Source organism: Leptolyngbya sp. KIOST-1, from assembly GCF_000763385.1.
Lineage (GTDB): Bacteria > Cyanobacteriota > Cyanobacteriia > Phormidesmidales > Phormidesmidaceae > Nodosilinea.
Genome location: NZ_JQFA01000002.1, coordinates 371,661 through 391,717 on the forward strand (window position 1 = coordinate 371,661; position 20,057 = coordinate 391,717).

Consider the following 20,057-nt stretch of genomic DNA (forward strand, 5'->3'; position numbering starts at 1 on the left):
CGAGAAACGTGACGGTAGCCAAACTATAGCGATGGCCATTGCGCTTAGGCTCTCGACCTCGGCTTCGGTTGGGAACTGAGACGGCGCAATGGCTATCGCGGTGGTTCACGGACAGCTTATTCGGCCATAGCTTCCATTTTGGCGGAAATTTTTTCTTTGATTTCCTCAATGCTGGGCATAAATTCTTTCTTTTTCTCAAAGCCCAGCTTTACCTTTTCGGCAATTTCTTCAGGGGTAGGTGCCATCTCAGACCCAGGCGCATCGGGAGCGAAGGTAGCTTTGCTTTCCATCCCGGCTTTGATGCGCTCAGCAATTTCGTCTGGCGTCGGCATAAACATGTCTTTCTTATTCAAAAAGACCTCTTTCTTCTGCTCGGGAGTCAGGGCCGCAAACAAATTCCCTTTAGGAACCGTTTTCAGTGTGGCGGCCAACTCGGCTTTTTGCTCTGTGGTCAGCGCCATCGCTTTAAATGCTTTACGCAAACTGTAGCCGTTTTGGATCGCCTGCTCAAACATCTCCCGCTGTTCGGGGAAAAGGGTACTTTCAATTTGGGGCACATACTTTGAGCGTAGCTCCTCGATTAGAGCTTCCTGCTCGGCGGTCAAATCAACATTTTCAAAGAGCGGCAGCGCAAATGAAAACGGCTTGGCGCTAACTGGGCTTGCCACCAGGGCTATCGACGCCAGCGTACACAGTAAGGTGCACAGCACCGCGGCTAAAAGCTTTCGTAACATGCTTGGGCAATCTCCGTACTAATTAACACAACGTAAAGAAAAAAGTCGTACCTGTGGTCAAACCAGCCTGACCTAACGTTCTTCGACCGCAGCTTTGAAGTGCTCTGAAAAGGCTACAACTGCCATAAACGATATCACAATCACCGGTATCACCAGACTCCACCAGGTTTCAGAGACTAATACAAAGTAGGTGGCCGCCAATCCTCCTAGGCCAAAACCTAGAATGATCGGCACAACTCGCCCCATTCGCTCGATCGATTCTGCGGCTGCCAAGGCGGCTTTCTCGTCCCCAGGGGAGGCAAATTTTGACACCGCTACCTGCACCAGATCGATAGTCAACTGAGTGGTGTTGCCAGTCATAACGGTGGTTGGGATATAGCTTTTAAAGACCCCTTTGGCTTCCTTCATCAGCGCATTTTGGATCGCCATCGCTACTACCCCGGCAATACCGATGGGGAGAATGTATTCCTCCTGCACGTTAAAGATAAGTGCGGGGGAAAGGTTGACGCCCACAATCAAGAAAACCGTTAGGGCGATCGCCTCCGCCGTCAACAATACGGCGAAAACGGGCCAGGCTTTTTTGCGGGCATAGCGGGCCAGGAGCGAGGTGGCCGCCACCGCCACCATAAAGGCCGGAAACATCAGCAGGTGTGTGATGGTTGCCTCTTCGTCAGACTGCACAAACTCGTACCCGGCCAGGGCGATGTTGCCAGTAACGTGGGCGGTGAAAATGCCAAACAAAATGATGAAGGCGGAGGTATCGACAAACCCCGCCACCCAGCTCAGCATAAATCCAGCCGGGCCATCGCTGAGCAGGTAACGGCCCAGACTGAACTCAGGCTTAGTAGGAGAACTTGCGACCATAGTGACTTTCTAAACGGTGCGGCAATACATAAACGTGTCAGGTTAGAGACTTAAATTTGCGGAACCCTACCCGGAACCGGTGGGGTTCTCCCCAAGGGCAAAACCCCACCGGCAGCGGGAGTACCAAACCACCTGGGAGTCATAGATAGGGGCATGGGCCAACCATTGAAGCATCTGCAGCCATCATGGGCGGTTGTTTGCCTGTCGTCAGTAGCAGACATAACGGTATTACCCCTTGCCATAGTCGGTTTTTGGGGTGATCACCTTGATCGTCTGGTACAGGTGGCTGTCGGTGGTAAAGGCCAAGGCCTCGTTAGCCTCTGCCTCTGCCTCTGGGGCGGGGGGGAGGGCTGGCAAGGCTAACTGGGGCACCTGGCTGAGGTCACTAAACTCAGCGGCGTTGCCCCAGTAGGTCAGCAGAGCCACATGGGGAACTTCAATGCCCTTGAGCAGTACCGTAGTGCGGGGTGACGGATAGAGGTCGGGCAGGTGGGCCAGGGTGTCCTCAGCCGCTGTCACCAGCTGGGCCTGGAACTCAGGGGTGCCGGTGGTGATTTTAGAGATTTGCACCAGGGCCGTGCTGCCGGGAATAGCCGATACCATTCCCGGCGGCGAGATCACCTGGTCGATGGCAAACGCGGTTGTCACGGTTGGGGCTCCCAGGCCAATACTCTCCTTGGCGTTGTCTTTGACGCCTTTAAAGCCACCTTTGACGTACTGTTTGTAGTATGTTTCGTAGTCGCCGTCGTCTCTCTCAGTAGCTAGCGATCGCTGGAAGGCCTCGTAGCTCGCCTGATTGTCCCACTGGCTCAGCTCTACCGCTCGCAGACCATCGACACTGGAAAACAGCGCCAGCCCGTAGAAGCCAGGAATGGCTTTGTAAAATGACTTGGCCGTCTTATAAAACGACTTCACCGCCTCGCTTTGAGTAGCCGGGTCAGTGGTGTAGAAGGAAATAACGGCGATCGCACCGTCCCCGGCCTTAAAGACCATGGACTCAACGGCTTTCTCGGCCCAGGCTGGTGCGGCAGGCAACAGTAGCCAAAAGCTTAGCAGGCAGGTTCCCAACAATCTTCCCAAACCCTTAACCATTGACCTTCAACACCTCTCAAGGGTGACGTGGGGCAGGTTCCAGTGCCTGACGACCAATTCAATGCCCCATCCTAACGGCAGCAACCTGAGCTTTTTGTTACCCTGAATACCGTTTTTCCGCATCCTCTTAACGCATAAAAATAAGCGCACCTGTCCTAGGAGGGATTTTTTGGGCATTGACCCTCATCCATTGACCCTCATCTACTACCCAATCCTGGAATAGCAGCAGCGTCCTGTGTTCTCGACTACAGAACCCCCAGCGCCGTTCTTCTATAACTCTTTTGGAGGCTGTGTATACAGTACACCGTATTCAAAAGTTGTTGAGCTGCAAGGTTTTGAGGTTCTGGTGCTTGTCTTCTAGGGTCAGTCGGGGGTTAGGTCAGGAGAGGCGGCTTTTTTAAGTTCTGCAAAGGGCGGTCTTAAACACCTGCTGTTTGTATCTCAGTGAACAAAAAAACTCGACTTTGGTTGTAATTCTTTGTTAGGTCGTTGGGTCCAAGGGCGCAAAGCCGAAAACCATTAAGAAACTCATTTTTAGGGAGAATCCATGACACAGGCAGACCGTGAAACCACCGTCGAAGCGATGGATGGTGAGAGAATAAGCATTCAGTCCGAACTGCTCTACGGGTTGAACGACAGGCCGCCGGTTGGGGAAGCGATATTTGTTGCCATTCAACACGTTCTGGCTTCCTTTGTGGGCATTATCACCCCCGGCCTATTAATCTGTGGAGCCCTGGGGGCGAGCCCAGAAGATACCGGCATTATTGTCAGCATGTCTCTGCTTGCCAGCGGCATTTGTACCTTCATCCAGTGCCGCCGGTTTGGGCCGATTGGATCAGGACTGCTGAGCCTGCAGGGCACCAGTTTTGCGTTTTTGGGACCTATCATTGGCGTTGGAACGGCGGCTGTTGCCGCTGGCAGCACCCCTACCGATGCCCTGGGGTTAATTTTCGGCCTCTGCTTTTTTGGCTCCGCCGTTGAAATTATCCTGAGCCGCTTCTTGCACCTGTTGCAGCAGGTGATTACCCCGGTGGTCACAGGCTCAGTGGTTATGATCATCGGCTTGAGTTTGATTCGAACTGGCTTTTTCAGCCTGGCAGGTGGTGCCGCAGCCCAGCAAAACGAAACATTTGGCAGTACTCAAAACCTGGCTTTGGGTGGTTTGGTGCTGGCCATTGTGGTGTTTTTGACCCTGTCTCAAAATCGGTTTTTGCGGATGGGCGCGATCGCCATCGGTCTGATTGTTGGCTACATCATTGCCATTGCTCTGGGCCTGGTCAATTTGAGTGCCCTGAGCAATCTGCCGCTGATTCGTCTGCCCCTGCCTCTGCGCTACGGTCTTGACTTCAACTTCTCTGCCTTTGTGCCCTTTATTTTTCTGTACATAATCACCGCTATTGAAACTGTCGGTGATCTAACCGCCACTTCGGCGGTATCCGGGGAACCTGTTTCTGGCGCTACCTACTTTCGGCGCATCAAGGGTGGCGTGCTGGGCGATGGCATCAATTCAGCGATCGCGGCCCTGTTAAACACCTTCCCCAACACCACCTTTAGCCAGAACAACGGGGTCATTCAAATGACCGGGGTGGGCAGCCGTTACGTGGGCTTCTACGTCGCAGGTATCTTTGCCATTCTCGGGCTCATTCCCATTGTTGGTGGTATTTTTCAGGCCATTCCGCAGCCAGTTCTGGGCGGTGCCACGCTGGTCATGTTTGGCTCCATTGCCGTAGCCGGTCTAAACATTGTGGCGTCGACCGGGCTCGATCGACGCTCTGCCGTTATCGTTGCGGTTTCTCTGGCCCTGGGCTTAGGGGTGGTTTACTCCCCTGACATCTTTGCCGACAAGCCCGCGCTGATCAGAAACGTGTTCTCTTCAGGGATCTCAACCGGCGGCATGACCGCCATCTTGCTGAACATCATTCTGCCCGGCCGGCCCAAAGTTGGCACCAAAGTCAGCCCTGAGCTTTCTGAAGCCTAGGAGCTGTCATCAAGGGCCTTTGATGACTCAGCCGCCGCCTTTACAGTCCCTAGACTGTTGAGTTGGATCGGGCTTAGCCACACCGATGGGAAAAGGCTTTTGGCCAGAATTGGTGACATTCCCAGGGTGGCTGCAAAGCAAATTTCAGCGCCAAGTCCTGCAGGCTTCTAGCTCAAGTCTATGGCTCTTGGCCTGTAATTGAATCTTTCAGGGCTGCATTAAAGACTGAGAGCGGAGTGCTTTACCTGCTTTTAATCCTTGAGTAGTCTAAGTCAGCAACGCCTTCGACAGACTCAGGAACCCTGCGGTAAAGCGTCCCGCCCTGTCCATTGGCATCAGGCATTAGCCCCAGTCTCTGGGGTCTATCAAATTTAATCGGTCTGGAAGCGAACAGCCCCAGATTCCTGGCTCGCTAGGAACCTGAATGAGTGTCGTTTCCATCTAGCGAGGTTTGAGTAAGGGGTCTGAGAGGTTAGACGCTTTTTTGACCCTGCTAGTTCCCAGGGGCCGATAACAGTGTGGATGTGTTTTGGTGTGAGGAAATATTGATGGTGAACGTACTCTCCTGGCGTGCTGTGGCCCGCCTTTGCTTGACTGGTTGCGATCGCGCTCTAGTGGCTGCTTCGGTGCTGCTGCTGTCCGCTACGGCGGCGGTTGCGAGTTCCCCTGCGCCGTTTGAAGAATTGGACGAAAGCGCTGGAGTTGCCCTCGCAGCCGCCAGCTACGAGGGCAGCGATAACGGCGCTGCCGAAGCTGCCCCAGCAGGATTGGCAGCAGAGATGGCTGCGGCAACGGTGCTAGGGGCTGATGCGATCGCTCCGGCAGGGACTCTGCTGGCCGCTGAGCCCGTAGACACCGCTGAGCCCACCGCCATGTTTCGGGTGGATGACCTGGAGGGAAGCCTCGAAACCGAAGCCGTGGTGCGCCCGGCGGCGGCCGCTGACCTGGCTCAGGTTACCCGAGTCACGGATTTCTCTGACGTGTTGCCCTCCGACTGGGCCTTTCAGTCCCTGAGCAACCTGGTGGAAAACTACGGCTGCCTCCAGGGCTACCCCGATAGCACCTTCCGGGGGCAGCGCTCCCTGACCCGCTTCGAATTCGCCGCTGGCCTCAATGCCTGTCTGGATGTGATCGTCAGCACCCTGGGGGCGGGCATCCCCGAGGAAGATCTGGCCACCATCCGCCGTCTGCAGGAGGAATTTGCCGCTGAGCTGGCCTCCATTCGAGGCCGCGTCGACCAGCTGGAAGCCGACACCGCCCAGCTCCGGGCCCAGCAGTTTTCCACCGTGACCAAGCTGCGGGGTCAGGTGTTTGCCAACATCGGCGGCGGCTTTTCTGGCGGCGATGTGCTGGCCGAAGGGATCAACGCTTTTGCCTCTGGTCCGACCCGGACGGTGCGAACCGTTAGCGGCAACCCGGCGGTCAACGTGGGCAGCCTGATGTGGCTCAACTTTGACACCTCCTTTAACGGTGCCGATCGCCTCAAGCTCCAGCTGGTCACCGGCAGCGGCACCGGCCCGGGCAACTTCTGGGCGTCGGCGGGTCTGTTCAACACCTTTGGTACCCCCATCCAGTTCCAGACTGGGGTGCCAGCTGGGCAAGACTTTAGCGTCTACCTGCGGGAGCTAAGCTATGCCTTTCCGGTGGGCAACAACCTCACCCTCGATATCGGTCCCCGGATCAACTGGTACAGCTACTTTGACCAGAACCGATACACCTTCTTCCTGACTGGGGCCAACAGCTTTAACTCCAGCGGTGGCACCCAGGTGAATAGCCTGGACCGGGGTACGGGGGTAGTTGCGGTGTGGAACGTAGCCGACTGGCTCGATCTGCGGGTAGGCTACCTGGCAGAAAATACTGAGTTCATTGGCGGCCCCAAGGCTCCCAGTGACCCCAGCGTCGGTCTGTTTGGCGGTACCAGCACCCTCACCGGCCAGATTGGCCTGCGTCCCTTTGACAACTTCAACCTGCGGCTGTTATACACCCGATCGAACCTGATGCCCAACGCAACAGGTCTGATTGGCGGTACCTTCGGCGAGCCCATCTACGGGTTTGTCAACGACGGCGCCGGGGGAGGCCTGACCAATGCCCCCGCCGACACCTTCCTGGTCAACTTCGACTGGACTCCGCTCAACTGGCTGGGGCTGTTTGGCCGCTACAGCTACGGTAGTGTTGCCCTGACCCAGGCGGCTACTGGGATCGGTGTGGGCAGTGTTGATGCCCAGTCGATTCAGTTTGGGGTAGCCTTTCCAAACCTATTTCGGGAAGGCGCTCAGGCGACCATTTCCTACCTAGTGCCTTTCTCGGTCATCAACGGGCGAGAGTTCTTTGTGTCGGGGGCAGGCGATGGCGGCAAACAGCGGGAACTGGAGTTTGTCTACCGCTACCCGCTCAACCGCAACATCTGGCTGATGCCTTCTGTGTACTGGATCATGGATGCCAATAACTTCAGCACCAACCCCGACATCTTTATCTTCAACCTGCAGACCCAGCTCCTCTTCTAAGGAGTGTCTTCCAGTCTGGTCAAAGCCCGTTTAGGTGATATCAGCTCCTAGATCACGTTTTTCCTTCAACAGCCAGACGATATATCTCCAGCCCTATCGATCGCTCGATAGGGCTTTTTTCTTCTGCCATGACGACGTTCTCAGGCGTCAAACTTGTCCGGCATTTTGCGGGCAATCACCACCAGCTTGTCCTGGGGGGCGAGGCGATAGTTGGCCGGCGGGTTGACCAGGGTGCGGCGCTGGGGCTGACTCACCTCCAGGGCAATGGGTAGGGCATCCTGCTGCTGCTTCATGCGATCGACCGCCTGCCAGAAGGGCAAATCTACCCAGCTGGGCGGCACGGGCACTTTGTAAATCTGGTTGCCCACCTGCACCGTCAGCAGTTCGGCCAGCACCTCCACTGACCCCTGGGCCCGGGCCGAAGTGGCAATGATGTGGCTGGTGATTTCGCTGGATACAATCACGTCGTCTACCCCAGCGATTCTGAGCTGGACGTCATTCTGGCGATCGAGCAGTTGGGCGCAGGTGTAGACCGCTGGGTTGAGTTTTTCAATGGTCAGGGCCGCCAGCACCGTGCGGGCGTCAATATCCTGGTCGCTGCGGGGGCGCGAGGTGTCGGCCAGCAAAATGGCCCGGGCCGCATGGACAATGTTGATCCCCTGGAGCACATCAATGCGGGTGTAGTCGGCGGTATGAAAGTAAAGGTTCGACAGGTTGAGATGCTGGAGGGCCTGCTCAGGAGTTTCAGTGAACTCCGCCACCACCACAATGGGGTGATTTTCCATATCGGGGTCGAGCAGCAATTCTTCGACCACATGGGTACCGTTGCGGTTCCAGCCACAGATCACCGTGTGATCCGAAAGTTCTTCCAGTTCCATAGGGCGAAAATCCATTACCGAACGCAGGCGCTGTACCATTGTCGCCGACACCAGACCAGTCACCACCGCAAACAGGGTCAGCCCCCCCAGCATCAGCATCAGGGTGATTGCCCGGCCCCAGGGTGTCTCTGGCTCACCGCCAATGGGTTCAGTCCCCACCAGCATAAAGATGCTCCACCACAGCGCTTTGCCAAGGGAGTCCAGATCTGGGTTTTGGCTGCCCTCAAACAGGTAAAGGCCCAGGGCTCCAATCAGTAGAATTACACCAATGGTGGCCAGCAGGCTGATCTGTGCCCCCAGGCCCAGGGCCAGGGCCGGGGCAAACCGGCCCAGATTGCGGTTCAGCAGGATGCTGGCTCGAAACAGCCGCAGCAGCCGCAGCAGCCGCAGCGCCGGAACGGAGGGGGGAAAGGGCAGCACCGCCACCAGGTCGATCCAGTAGATTTGGAAAAACCGCCGTCGGCTGGGCGCCAGCCACCAGCGGGCCGCCAGCTCCAGCCAGAAGATGACCGTCAGCCCCGCCTGGAGATGCAGCACCTGGGCATAGCCAGGACTGCCGGGCGAGGAGCCGATTTCCAACAGCACCAGCAGGGCCGACAGCACAATCAACCCAATCAACACGAGCTCTGTGTTGTGGGCGTAGAGCCGCTTTCTGAGCTGAACTTTGAGGGACGGCGACGCGGTCAGATCAGACATAGTCCACTAACGCTAACGACCTGGAGCAGTTACGATCAGGGTTTGCCATTGTGCCACCGCCGATTGCCTCATAAAAACTACGGTCCCTAGCCCCAGGTTATCGATTGAGTAGAGCGTAATTTCTCTAGGGCGTGTCATCAATTATGGGCAAAAGCCCGGTACATTAAGCCTTGCCACGCCCGACACAAACGACAGGCCAGGGGCTGTGACCCTTGATTTGAGCGGTTAGCAGCTAATTGATGACAGCCTCTAGGGGTGGCAGTCTTTGACTAGAGCTGATCACCCACCAAACTGTTTTACCTCTATCGGTACGGTCCATCTGTCAAAAATGACGCTCTCCAGAACATTAGTTCTGGAACACCAGCCGATTTAGGTCGTCCTCATTTTTATAGGTAAACAGGTAATAGGTAACCAGGTAAACGTTGGGCTGTGGCAAAGCAGCGGCCTGGGCTGGCCTTTTACCTTACCACTCTCCTTTGCAATGGGGGCACTGTTTTCGGGGCTGCCCATGCTTCTAAACTTGCTGGAGCTTGTCCATGAAAGTAACTCCCCTTTCCATCTTAGCTCTGACCGTGGCACCCGTAGCGGGCCTGGCCCAAGCCCCCGTCGCCAGGGCTCAGCTATTTGTCTCCTCGCCCATTCAAGCCATTACCCCCAACAGCGAACGCCAATACCTAAACGTTGACGCGACCGTTGAGCAGACGCTGCGGGTGGGAGCCGCCACCAACCTGAACGGACGCAGCATTCCGGCTGGGGCCGTTGTTCGAGGGCGATTTGAGCCGGCCGAGGGCGGGGTGCGTTACGTCGCTACCGCCGTTGAAGTGGGCAATCAGGTTTACGCCGTCAACGCCGTATCTGAACTGCTGCGAGACATCAAAGACCCCCGCGAGACCACTGGCGGTGCCATCCTCCGCGACGCGGGCATTGGCGCCGCCGGGGGAGCGGCCGCCAGCGGCGTTTTGCGGGGTAGAGTGACCGTCGGCAGCGTGATCGGCGGGGCCGCCGCCGGGGCAATCATCGGCAACACCACCGCCCAGCGGATCGTGGTGATCGAGCCCAATCAAACCCTTACCCTCAAGACCCAGTAAGCTTTCCCATCAGCGCCGGGGATAGCGGCATTTGGCATCGATATCGGCCAACTCCGCCTCGATCGCCCGGGTGCTAATGGCAATTTCGTAGAGCGATGTCAACAGCGACGCCACCAGCAGCAGCAGACTGAGGCCAAACAGGGCCTCGGCCAGCTGCTGCTGCTCAAGAAACAGCCCCAGCATCGACAGAGTGCAAACAATAAAGCTCGACACCCCCAGCGCCTGCATCAGTCGAATCAGGGCAATGCGCTGGCGCAGGTTAGCAATTTGGCGCTGCACCATTTGTTCAAAATAGTCGCGCTCAGAGCTATGGAGCTGACGGATCAGCTGCGCCAACACCAGAAACCGGTTGGTGTAGGCCAGCAGCAGCAACGAGATAGCCGGAAACAGCAGCGCCGGAGTTGTCAATTCCATGGCAAACAAAAAAAGAGAGAACATCCCTAGGGATATCCTCTCTCAGGTAAGCCAAACAGTAGTCAAACCCCAGGAGTTAGATCAGGGATTCATCCAGCCGACCTGCCTTAATCTCCTGCTGGCGAGGGCTAGGCGGTGGTCGCCACTTCGCGGTTGGTAGAGATCAAGCGCTCGTAGGTGGCGCGCATTTTGAGGCCCACCAGCACCTGGAACAGACCACTGCCGTTAGTGGAGCCGGGGTACTCACGGTGCTTGAGCAGCAGCTCAGTCATTTCTCCGTAGTACTTGGTGGAGGTGTTGCTGAGGTGGCTCTCGATGTAGATCATCTCTTCGAGGCGATCGAACTGGCCGTCTACCTCCAGCACCGAGACCTCGTGGCCGTAGTAGGAGTCGGGGCCGTAGTGCATGCGGATGCCGGGGTAGGAGCAGGTGAGTTTGCGCCCGCAGGGAATCCAGTCGATGGTGGAGCCTTCGTCGAACAGGTAGACAGGGTCGAAGCCCTCAATGCCTTCCCGCTGCATCAGGCGCACCCGCAGCACCTTCTTCTCCTCATCGTTGGGGATCAGCTGGGTGGGCAGGATTTGAATCACGACATCGGCATACTGCTTTTGAATGTCAATGTAGGCTTCGAAGTCGGGGCGACGGGCGTTGATCGAGGCCAGCACGTCTTCGTAGGTGTGGCCGCGCTCGGCCATATCGCGCTGAATCTTCCAGGCGATTTTGACTTCGTCGCTGATGTCAAGGTAGACGCTGAAGTCGAGCAGTTCGCGCACACGCTCGTCGTAGAGGGGGTGCAGACCTTCAATCACAACGATGCGGTTGGGGTCGACACGCTCAGGGGGATCGAGTTCGCCGGTTTCGTGGTTGTAGATGGGCTTATCGATGCTGTTGCCCTCTTTCAGCGCTTTGATCTGCTCGTACATGAGATCAAAATTGTTGGCCTTGGGGTTGAGGGCGGTCACCCCGGCGGCTTTGCGCTGCTTGCGATCGAGGCTGTGGTAGTCATCCAGGCAGATGACGGTCATAAACTCAGCGCCGAACAAATCGCTCAGTCGTCGTAGAAACGTAGATTTGCCGCACCCAGAGTCGCCGGCGACACCAATTAGAACTACTTTGTCTGGCTTGCTGATCATAAGTTCCCTCTAAACAACCTTCTATAAAAAATAGAACCCAGCGTTTCAACCTGGCGGAGCAGTCACCAACCCCAGAGGGGGCTCTGGTCTGGTCTCTGTCCCCAATGCTTCAGGGCGATCGCCCTAAGTGGCACATTACCCGTGAATGTCACGGCTGTGAAGCCCAAGACCAATGACCTGGAGACCGAAACCCCACGAGTATGACAGTCACCGTCGACCTTCAGCCAAGACCACAACCCTCAGCCCCAGCGCCGATACGTCCTGCCATCCCCTGCCCCCGCTAGCCCTTTGGGCAGCAAAACCGCCGCTGGTATAGAACGAGGTTTGGGGGATAAGTATTTCTACCGCGATTAGCATTATCCTATCAGAAGCTAGTATCCTTCACAACAGTTTTTGGAGGGGGATCAGCTAGCGGCGGCGGCTGGAGGGTTTTAGCCTGGGGAGAGATTTTTAGATTAACTTAACGCTCACTGCTGCAAAGGACACAGTCTTTCCCGCAGGATATATATAGAGTGCAACCATTCACTGGGGCATTGGCTGGATGCGGAAGACTGCGGGCTGACCGGCCTGCGAAATCTCGCAACCCTCAGTATTACACCGTCTTACAGTGATACCCTAAGCTAAACGTAGTTCTGATGTCACCGTCTCTGGGTTGGCCCTATGGCTGGTCGAGCAGGCGCATTAGAAGGTATGCGACGGGTCATGACGGTGTGCCTCCGTCGCACTTAGTTGGGTCTAGAGAGTCACTGAATTTTAGATATGTACAATCCAAGTGTGAGCGGCGGCAACGCCAGTACTGTGGCCGGAAGCCGTTTGTTTTTATACGAAGTGCAGGGCCTTCGCCAAAACGCGGAAACCGATCAAATGAACAACCCCATTCGCAAGAGTGGCAGTGTTTTCATTACGGTGCCCTACAACCGTATGAACCAGGAGATGCAGCGCATTACCCGCATGGGTGGCAAGATCGTCAGCATTCGACCCATTGAAGAGGTGGGTACCGTTAACAATGCTGAGCCTACGCCCATTACGGCTCCCGTGGTTGCGCCCGCCGAAGCTGCTGCCCCAGCAGAGACCGCGCCAACCCAAACTGAGAAAAAGCCCATGACTCAAGCCGCACCTAAAAAAGCCGCTGCGAGCGTGCCCATTAACCTCTACAAACCCAACAGCCCCTACGTCGGCAAGGTGTTGTCGAACGAACCTCTGGTTCAAGAAGGTGGTTCTGGGATCGTACAGCACATTAAGTTTGACCTGTCCGCTGGGGATCTCCACTACGTAGAAGGTCAGAGCATTGGCATTATTCCCGATGGCACCGATGAGAAAGGCAAGCCCCACAAGCTACGCCTCTACTCCATCGCCTCGACTCGCCACGGTGACGACATGGACGACAAAACCGTGTCGCTCTGTGTGCGCCAGCTCGAGTACAAACATCCTGAGACGGGGGAGACCGTCTACGGCACCTGTTCGACGTTTCTCTGTGGCATTGAGCCTGGGGCCGATGTGAAGATCACCGGACCGGTGGGCAAGGAGATGCTGCTGCCCGACGATCCCGAGGCCACCGTCATCATGCTGGCAACGGGTACGGGGATTGCCCCCTTCCGGGCCTACCTGTGGCGGATGTTCAAAGAAGCTGAGCGCCAGAAGAACACTGACTACCAGTTCAAGGGGCTGGCCTGGCTGATCTTTGGCGTGCCCTATACGCCCAACATTCTTTACAAAGAGGAGCTGGAGCAGATTCAGAAGGAGTTTCCCGAGAACTTCAAGCTCACCTACGCCATCAGCCGCGAGCAGCAAAATGCCGAGGGCGGTCGCATGTACATTCAGCACCGCGTGGCTGAGCATGCCGATGAGCTGTGGGACCTGATGCAGAAGCCCAACACCCATACCTACATGTGCGGTCTGAAGGGTATGGAAGACGGCATCGACGAAGGGATGTCGGTGGCGGCTAACAAGCACGGTGTCGACTGGATCGAGTTCCGCAAGCAGATGAAGAAAGAGCATCGCTGGCACGTAGAGACCTACTAGGTCGCGTCTCAGCCAAAAAAAAGAAGGGCCGAAATCGGCCTCTTTTTTTTGGCTAGCAGCAATCCCCTTACAATTGGGCATAGCGATCGCAGTTAAGGAAGTCAGGCCATTGGTTATGCGTGTCGGTTTGCTGGGGCTGGGAACGGTGGGGGCAGGGACGGCCAAGATTTTGCTGGATCCGGCCCATCGCCATCCTTTGGTGGGGCAGATTGAGTTGGCTAAGGTGGGGGTGCGGAGTTTGGACAAGCCCCGCTCGGTCACCATTGAGGGCGATCGCCTCACCACTGACCTAGAGAGCATTGTCAGCGACCCCACCATCGACGCGGTGGTGGAGGTGATGGGGGGGCTGGAACCGGCGCGATCGCTGATTCTGAAGGCGATTGCCCAGGGAAAGCATGTGGTGACCGCCAACAAAGCGGTGATCGCCCGCTACGGCGATGAGATCTTCACCGCCGCCAACCAGGCCGGGGTCTATGTGCTGCTGGAGGCGGCGGTGGCGGGGGGCATTCCGGTGATTCAGCCGCTGAAGCAGGCCCTGGGGGTAAACCGCATCCACGCGGTGACCGGGATCATCAACGGTACCACCAACTATATCCTCACCCGCATGCAGCGGGAGGGGGGCGACTTTGAGCCAATTTTGGCCGATGCCCAGCGGCTGGGCTACGCCGAGGCCGACCCCAGCGCCGACGTGGACGGCCTTGATGCCGCCGACAAGATTGCGATTTTGGCCTCCCTGGCCTTTGGCGGGCGAATTAAGCTCTCTGAGGTCTACAGCGAGGGCATCCGCCAGGTGACGGCGGCGGATATTGCCTACGCTGACAGACTGGGGTTTGTGATCAAGCTGCTGGCGATCGCCCGCCGGGACGGCGAGTACGACGAGACTTCAGATCAGGCGCTGGATCGGCTGGAGCTGCGGGTACACCCCACCCTGGTGCCAGTGAGCCACCCCCTAGCCTCGGTCAACGATGTGTACAACGCAATTTTGATCGAGGGCGACCCGATTGGGCAGGTGATGTTTTTTGGGCCTGGGGCCGGGGAGGGGCCGACGGCGAGCGCGGTGGTGGCCGACCTGCTGAATCTGGCGGCTAACCTCAAGGCTGAGGTTGGCCCAGCCTCGGCGAATCCGCTGCTGGCTTGCAGCCATCAGCACTACTGCAAGGTCAGCCCCATGGCGGATATCGTCAGCCGTTTTTATGTGCGGCTGCTGGCGGAGGATGCGCCGGGGGTGATTGGCAAGTTAGGGACTTGTTTTGGGCGGCACCAGGTGAGTCTGGAGTCGATTGTGCAGATTGGGCAGCACGAGACGCGGGCGGAGATTGTGATTGTGAGCCATGAGGTGACGGAGGCGAAGTTTCAGACGGCGCTGGATGAGCTGCGGGATTACGCTGAGATTCACAGTGTGGCGAGTGTGTTGCGGGTGCTGTAGGGTGCATTCGCGGCTCAATTCCTCCCCAGTGTTGATAGGTATTTAAGGACCGCAATGCACCGCTTATGGTGTGGGTGTCTGGCTTAAGCTTGGCGGCGCACAATTGGGAACAAAAGCCAGATCTGCTGCTGGGGCCATTTCGCAGGCCCCAGACCCCCGTCGACCAGGGCCGTTCCGCCGCCCTGGACCCAACGGAAAGGATTGGCTGATCATCGGTTTAAATGTCTATCTTGCAAATTGGTTGGTTGGCAGCTTTAGTGAAGCGCCTGGTCGATTGTAGGGTGGGCACTGCCCACCTTTCATGTTTGTAGTGGCGATCGATCTAATCTAAATTGGGGCCAATCCAAAATCGCCAGTCCAAAATCCTAAACCGATCTTGGGTTGGTTACACTTTAACCTTTGCAGTTAGGGCATCTATGGCCATTATTCGATCGGCACAGCACCCTTTACAGCGGCTGTTGCGCTACGGGCGCAACTATCGCCCCCAAATCTGGGGGGCGGTGGTCAACTCCATTCTCAACACCATCTTTGACCTGGCCCCGCCCTACCTGATCGGTATCGCCATCGATGTGGTGACCAACAATGAAAACTCGCTGATTGCCCGGCTGGGGATCACCAGCATTGCGGGGCAGTTGGGGGTGCTGTCGGCGCTGACGTTTTTGATCTGGAGTCTGGAGTCGCTGAGTGAGTACATCTACGCGCGGCTGTGGCGTAACCTGGCTCAAAATTTGCAGCACGACATGCGGATCGATACCTACAGTCACCTGCAAGCGCAGGATCTCAGCTACTTTGAGGACCGTAGCACGGGCAGTCTGCTGGCCATTCTCAACGACGACATCAACCAGCTGGAGCGGTTTTTGAATACCGGTGCCCACAACCTGCTGCGGTTTTTTACCACGGTAATTTGGGTGGGGGCGACGTTCTTGATTTTGGCTCCGGGGGTATCGTGGATGGCGATGCTGCCGATTCCCTTTGTGCTGGGGGGGTCGATCGCCTTTCAGCGGCGGCTGGCCCCGCGCTACGCGGAGGTGCGCGACAAGGCGGGGCTGATCAGCGGTCGGCTGGCCAACAACCTGTCGGGCATTGCTACGATCAAGAGCTTTTCGGCGGAGGGCTACGAGCGCGATCGCGTCACCCAGGACAGCGATGCCTACCGCCAGAGCAACCGCCGGGCGATCGCCCTCAGCGCCGCCCTTGTGCCCCTGATTCGAATTGTGATTTTGGTGGGCTTCACGGCGATGCTGTTTTTGGGCGGCCTGGCGGTGGCCAATGGCACCCTATCGGCGGGCACCTACGGCTTTTTGGTGTTCATTGTGCAGCGGCTGCTGTGGCCCTTTACCCAGCTGAGCGAAATTATGGATGAGTACCAGCGGGCGATGGCCTCGGTGCGGCGGGTGATGGGCCTGCTGGATGAGCCGATTGAGCTGGTGCCGGGGCGCAACCCGCTGCCGGTGGAGCGGGTGAAAGGGGACGTGCGGTTTGCGAATGTCAGCTTTGCCTACGCCCACCGCCAGCCGGTGCTAAAGAACCTGTCGCTGCACATCCCCGCCGGGCAGAGCATTGGGGTGGTGGGGGCGACGGGCTCGGGCAAGAGCACCCTGGTGAAGCTGCTGCTGCGCTTTTATCAGCCCCAGCAGGGCCACATTTTGATCGACGGGCAGGAGATTCAAGACCTGCTGCCTCAGGATCTGCGCCGCTGCATCGGCCTGGTCAGCCAGGATGTATTTTTGTTTTCGGGCACGGTGGCAGAAAACATTGCCTACGGCAGCTTTGACGCCAGCTTTGATCAAATTCTTCACGCCGCCAAGCTGGCGGAAGCCCACGAGTTTATCGCCCAGCTGCCCCAGGGCTACGACACCATCGTGGGGGAGCGGGGCCAGAAACTCTCGGGGGGCCAGCGGCAGCGGCTGGCGATCGCCCGCGCCATTCTCAAAGACCCGCCGATCTTGGTGCTGGATGAGGCCACCTCGGCGGTGGACAACGAGACCGAGGCGGCAATTCAGCGATCGCTGGCGGTGATTACTCAGAACCGCACGACCCTGGCGATCGCCCACCGCCTCTCCACCATTCGCCATTGCCACTGCATCTACGTTATGTCCTACGGCGAAATCGTCGAGCAGGGCCGCCACGAGGAATTGCTGGAGCTAAACGGCATCTACGCCAGCCTGTGGCGGGTGCAGTCGGGCCTGCGATGAGGACCAAAAAGTGATAGTGGGCGTTGCTCCCTTAGTCCAGCGTAAGCTTCGGCAAAGTTGTAGCGTAGGGAATGATAACAATCAAGGGTAAGGCAGGAGAGTCAACTCCTGAATAAAGCGAAAGTCTCGTTGATTTTTGCTCAGAAGCGAAATGTTATGGGCGATCGCCCTGGCAGCAATCAAAGCATCAGCAATGAGCAATCCGTGACTGAGATAGTAAGTTGCCAATAAAAAGGTGGCACGCTCTGAAATTTCGCTATTCAATGGCAAAACCTGGAACTTGGCTAGAAACCGCTCCAGCGTCTGCTGCTCTAGCTTGTTGCGACACCCAACGACGAGTTCCATGACGGTAATACTGGAAACAGCAAGCCGTGCGGTCTGACTTTCTCATTTAAGACGGCCAACTGCATTAGCATCCTTGTTGGCGACATCAATCAAAATGTCAGTGTCGATTAGTACGCTGGCCATTAACGATGCCAGTGCTGCTGACGAACCTGTTTGACCCAGGCGCTACTGTCGGCCATATCTGAGCGATCGCACCACATGCCTACAAAAGGCTCCTGGTCTAAGTCAATAACGTGATGACTCTCTTGGCCGTGGGTTGGGTATCGTTGCTTGAGAAAGGCGACAAAATCGTTAACCAGGCGCTGGGCGTCGTCAGGGAGTGTGAGAATATCTTGCTTCAGTTGTTCAAACTCCAGCACAGGATTCACCTAGGATGATTTTGCGGTGTGTTTTAAGCTTAGCGGTAATAACGGACCACCTTAGCAACTGGCGATCGCCTCCGCCCATTCAAATACCGCATCAGGAATCGAAATCGCTATTTTCATAGCGGCTGCCCCTAAATGGCTATCCTCCCGTTATACCCCAGTCATACAGCGGGTGTGTCCAAGCTGTTCCCTAAACATGCCTGACGCCACGCTAACCTGAATGTAGACTTCTCCCCCTGCACCCATCCACCCCTCACCCGTCCCCCCATCCACTCCCTCCCCCATGCCCACCCCCCTGATCGAGTTTCGCCAGCTGCAAAAGGTCTACGGCACCGGCAACACCGAGGTGCGGGCGCTGTGGAATGTGGATCTAGCCATCTATCCCGGCGAATACTGCGCCATCATGGGGCCGTCGGGCTCCGGCAAATCCACCGCCATGAACATGATCGGCTGCCTCGATCGCCCCACCGCCGGGCAATACTACTTCGACAGCCAGAATGTGGCCACCCTGGAGGACAACGAGCTGGCCCACATTCGCAACCAGAAGATCGGCTTTGTGTTTCAGCAGTTCCACCTGCTGCCCCAGCTTACCGCGCGCGAAAACGTGGAGCTGCCGATGATCTACTCGGGGGTGCGTAGTGACCTGCGTCGCCAGCGGGCAACGGAGGCCCTGGAGCGGGTGGGGCTGGGCGATCGCATCCACAACAAGCCCACTCAGCTCTCGGGCGGGCAGCAGCAGCGGGTGGCGATCGCGCGGGCGATCGTCAACCATCCCCTACTCCTGCTGGCCGATGAGCCCACCGGGGCCCTCGACACCCACACTACCGAAGACGTGCTGGGTATCTTCGCCGACCTCCACCGGGCGGGCATTACCGTAGTGATGGTCACCCACGAGCCCGATGTGGCCCGCGCCAGCCAGCGCATCGTCTGGTTCAAGGACGGCGAGGTGCTCAACGACCACCTCAGCCCGGACGACCTGGCCCAGTCCATTGCCGTTCGATAGCGGCGTAAACCCCATGGAGTGCAGGCAGACAGGGGGAAGCCTCGTCACTGCGCTCAGTCCCCTAAGACCTCCAGGACCGTCTTGGGCTGTAGCTTTTGCTTAAACCACACCACCTGGGCGGGAATGTTCGCCATATTCACGCCGGCATTCTCCAGGTTGAGCCGTTCGGACACCGCCAGAATCAGGTTGTCGCGGCCCGAGTTGCGCACCTGGGCAAACTTTTTGCGCAGATACTCGGGCCGCCAGTAGCCGACAATCTCCAGCAAATACTCCCGCCCGTCGGGGTGTACCAGGCGAAAGTCAGGGATCATTACGCTGCCGGGCAGGGGCACCAGATCGACCTCCCGCTCCAGCTTCCAGGCGGTCTTGGCCGGCCAGCGATTGACAAAGGACTCTTCGATCAGGCTGTCGTAGGTCTTGCCGGGGGGGTAGTGGGTGACCAGGCCGCAGTCGCTGTCGAGGGTAAACTGGCGCGGCTTTACCTGCTGGGTGTAGCTGTCTTTCATCTGCAGAGTTGCCGTCAGCCGCCACTTGCTGACGTGCAGAATGGCGGGGATCAGCTTGGCGATGTCTACCCCGTAGCGCGTGCTGGGCTTGAACAAACTGGCGGGGCCGTCGATGGTGATGGTAAACCCACAGTCGGCGTCCCCCTCGATGTAGGTCATCAGCCGAAACAGCTTCAGGTAGCGAAACATCAGCTTGTACTCGCCCGGATCGTTGCGGTACAGGTGCATGACCAGGTCGCTGGCTTTGTAGAAAACGCCCTGGGTCTGGGACAGGTTGTAGCGGTGAATCAGCGCCTCGGGCGTGGGGGCCTCAAACTCAGTCAGGATGTGGTTGTCCTGGCGATCGGCGTAGAGCCCCTGGCGCAACTCCGCGATGGATACCTCCCGGCCCAGTTCCTCCGACAGCTGTTGCCCCAGGCTGGCCAGGGTGGCCTGGGTCGCGGCGGCGGCGGGGACGCCCTGGGCCGCCAGCGCAAACACCCGTCGCCGTAGCGCGATCGGCTCCAGGGGACTGACGACATCAAAGGTGGCAAAGCTGTTGCGCAAAATGTGGGCCAGCCCCCGCTTGATGCGGTAGTTGGTGTCTTCCCCTTCCAGGTCCTGGAGCTGGCGGTTGAGGTCCCCCTGGGTGTGGCCCACCTGCTGCTGAAATAGGGCAATCAGGTCGGCAGCGATCGCCCGGTTCTCCCCGTCCAGCTTCAGTCGCTTGGGCTGTAGCCCCTCCCCCTGGTACCGATAGATGAGTAGCTCACTGGGTAACGTTGGTCTCACCCCCTGGGCGCGTTTGAGTGGGCAGTTGGCTCTAAGATTGAGG

Annotated in this window: 15 protein-coding genes and 1 pseudogene; 7 read left to right on the forward strand and 9 right to left on the reverse strand. The window is 57.6% G+C overall.

The window, feature by feature from the left end:
* Positions 1 to 116: 116 nt before the first annotated feature.
* From NF78_RS27905 to NF78_RS01845, 3 genes are all read right to left on the reverse strand, one after another.
* Positions 117 to 734, reverse strand: a complete 618-nt coding sequence (locus tag NF78_RS27905) for a Spy/CpxP family protein refolding chaperone (RefSeq protein ID WP_156119601.1) — start codon at positions 732 to 734, stop codon at positions 117 to 119.
* A gap of 72 nt (positions 735 to 806) precedes the next feature.
* Positions 807 to 1,598 carry a YoaK family protein gene (locus tag NF78_RS01840; RefSeq protein ID WP_035984547.1) on the reverse strand — a complete coding sequence of 264 codons (792 nt, stop codon included), beginning with the start codon at positions 1,596 to 1,598 and terminating at the stop codon, positions 807 to 809.
* 228 nt (positions 1,599 to 1,826) lie between these two features.
* A complete protein-coding gene (locus NF78_RS01845; RefSeq protein ID WP_197064740.1) occupies positions 1,827 to 2,633 on the reverse strand; it encodes an antibiotic biosynthesis monooxygenase in 807 nt (268 codons plus the stop codon).
* Between the two features lie 604 nt (positions 2,634 to 3,237).
* Here NF78_RS01845 and NF78_RS01850 point away from each other — a divergent pair.
* Positions 3,238 to 4,668: a uracil-xanthine permease family protein gene (locus NF78_RS01850; protein ID WP_035984550.1), complete on the forward strand. Its 1,431-nt coding sequence runs from the start codon at positions 3,238 to 3,240 to the stop codon at positions 4,666 to 4,668.
* Between the two features lie 548 nt (positions 4,669 to 5,216).
* Positions 5,217 to 7,172, forward strand: coding sequence for an iron uptake porin (locus tag NF78_RS01855; protein ID WP_035988424.1), 1,956 nt, complete (start codon positions 5,217 to 5,219; stop codon positions 7,170 to 7,172).
* A 140-nt stretch (positions 7,173 to 7,312) separates the two neighbouring features.
* Here the strand turns inward: NF78_RS01855 and NF78_RS01860 are convergent, their stop codons facing one another.
* On the reverse strand, positions 7,313 to 8,746 hold the full coding sequence (locus NF78_RS01860) for an ion transporter (RefSeq protein WP_035984551.1): 1,434 nt from the start codon (positions 8,744 to 8,746) through the stop codon (positions 7,313 to 7,315).
* Between the two features lie 536 nt (positions 8,747 to 9,282).
* Between NF78_RS01860 and NF78_RS01865 the strand changes: the two genes are divergently transcribed.
* Complete coding sequence (locus NF78_RS01865; protein WP_035984554.1) at positions 9,283 to 9,834, forward strand: hypothetical protein; 552 nt, start codon at positions 9,283 to 9,285, stop codon at positions 9,832 to 9,834.
* Positions 9,835 to 9,843: 9 nt separating this feature from the next.
* Here NF78_RS01865 and NF78_RS01870 read toward each other — a convergent pair whose 3' ends face one another.
* Both NF78_RS01870 and NF78_RS01875 read right to left on the reverse strand, forming a co-directional pair.
* Complete coding sequence (locus NF78_RS01870) at positions 9,844 to 10,248, reverse strand: DUF2721 domain-containing protein (RefSeq protein ID WP_035988425.1); 405 nt, start codon at positions 10,246 to 10,248, stop codon at positions 9,844 to 9,846.
* 128 nt (positions 10,249 to 10,376) lie between these two features.
* Positions 10,377 to 11,381 carry a phosphoribulokinase gene (locus NF78_RS01875; protein ID WP_035984555.1) on the reverse strand — a complete coding sequence of 335 codons (1,005 nt, stop codon included), beginning with the start codon at positions 11,379 to 11,381 and terminating at the stop codon, positions 10,377 to 10,379.
* A gap of 759 nt (positions 11,382 to 12,140) precedes the next feature.
* Between NF78_RS01875 and petH the strand changes: the two genes are divergently transcribed.
* The 3 genes from petH (at position 12,141) to NF78_RS01890 (ending at position 17,024) form a co-directional block, all read left to right on the forward strand.
* Positions 12,141 to 13,403, forward strand: coding sequence for a ferredoxin--NADP reductase (petH, locus tag NF78_RS01880; RefSeq protein WP_035984557.1), 1,263 nt, complete (start codon positions 12,141 to 12,143; stop codon positions 13,401 to 13,403).
* A gap of 115 nt (positions 13,404 to 13,518) precedes the next feature.
* Positions 13,519 to 14,829, forward strand: coding sequence for a homoserine dehydrogenase (locus tag NF78_RS01885; RefSeq protein ID WP_035984558.1), 1,311 nt, complete (start codon positions 13,519 to 13,521; stop codon positions 14,827 to 14,829).
* A 416-nt stretch (positions 14,830 to 15,245) separates the two neighbouring features.
* A complete protein-coding gene (locus tag NF78_RS01890) occupies positions 15,246 to 17,024 on the forward strand; it encodes an ABC transporter ATP-binding protein (RefSeq protein WP_035984559.1) in 1,779 nt (592 codons plus the stop codon).
* Between the two features lie 81 nt (positions 17,025 to 17,105).
* Here the strand turns inward: NF78_RS01890 and NF78_RS01895 are convergent.
* Positions 17,106 to 17,387: pseudogene (locus NF78_RS01895) on the reverse strand (type II toxin-antitoxin system VapC family toxin); the annotation flags it as partial.
* A 104-nt stretch (positions 17,388 to 17,491) separates the two neighbouring features.
* Positions 17,492 to 17,728, reverse strand: coding sequence for a hypothetical protein (locus NF78_RS01900; RefSeq protein WP_197064743.1), 237 nt, complete (start codon positions 17,726 to 17,728; stop codon positions 17,492 to 17,494).
* A gap of 289 nt (positions 17,729 to 18,017) precedes the next feature.
* On the opposite strand from NF78_RS01900, the gene NF78_RS01905 reads away from it, so the two are divergent.
* A complete protein-coding gene (locus NF78_RS01905; protein WP_035984561.1) occupies positions 18,018 to 18,737 on the forward strand; it encodes an ABC transporter ATP-binding protein in 720 nt (239 codons plus the stop codon).
* A gap of 53 nt (positions 18,738 to 18,790) precedes the next feature.
* On the opposite strand, the gene NF78_RS01910 is transcribed toward NF78_RS01905, so the two are convergent.
* Positions 18,791 to 20,014, reverse strand: coding sequence for a DUF790 family protein (locus NF78_RS01910; RefSeq protein ID WP_035984562.1), 1,224 nt, complete (start codon positions 20,012 to 20,014; stop codon positions 18,791 to 18,793).
* Positions 20,015 to 20,057 lie beyond the last annotated feature (43 nt).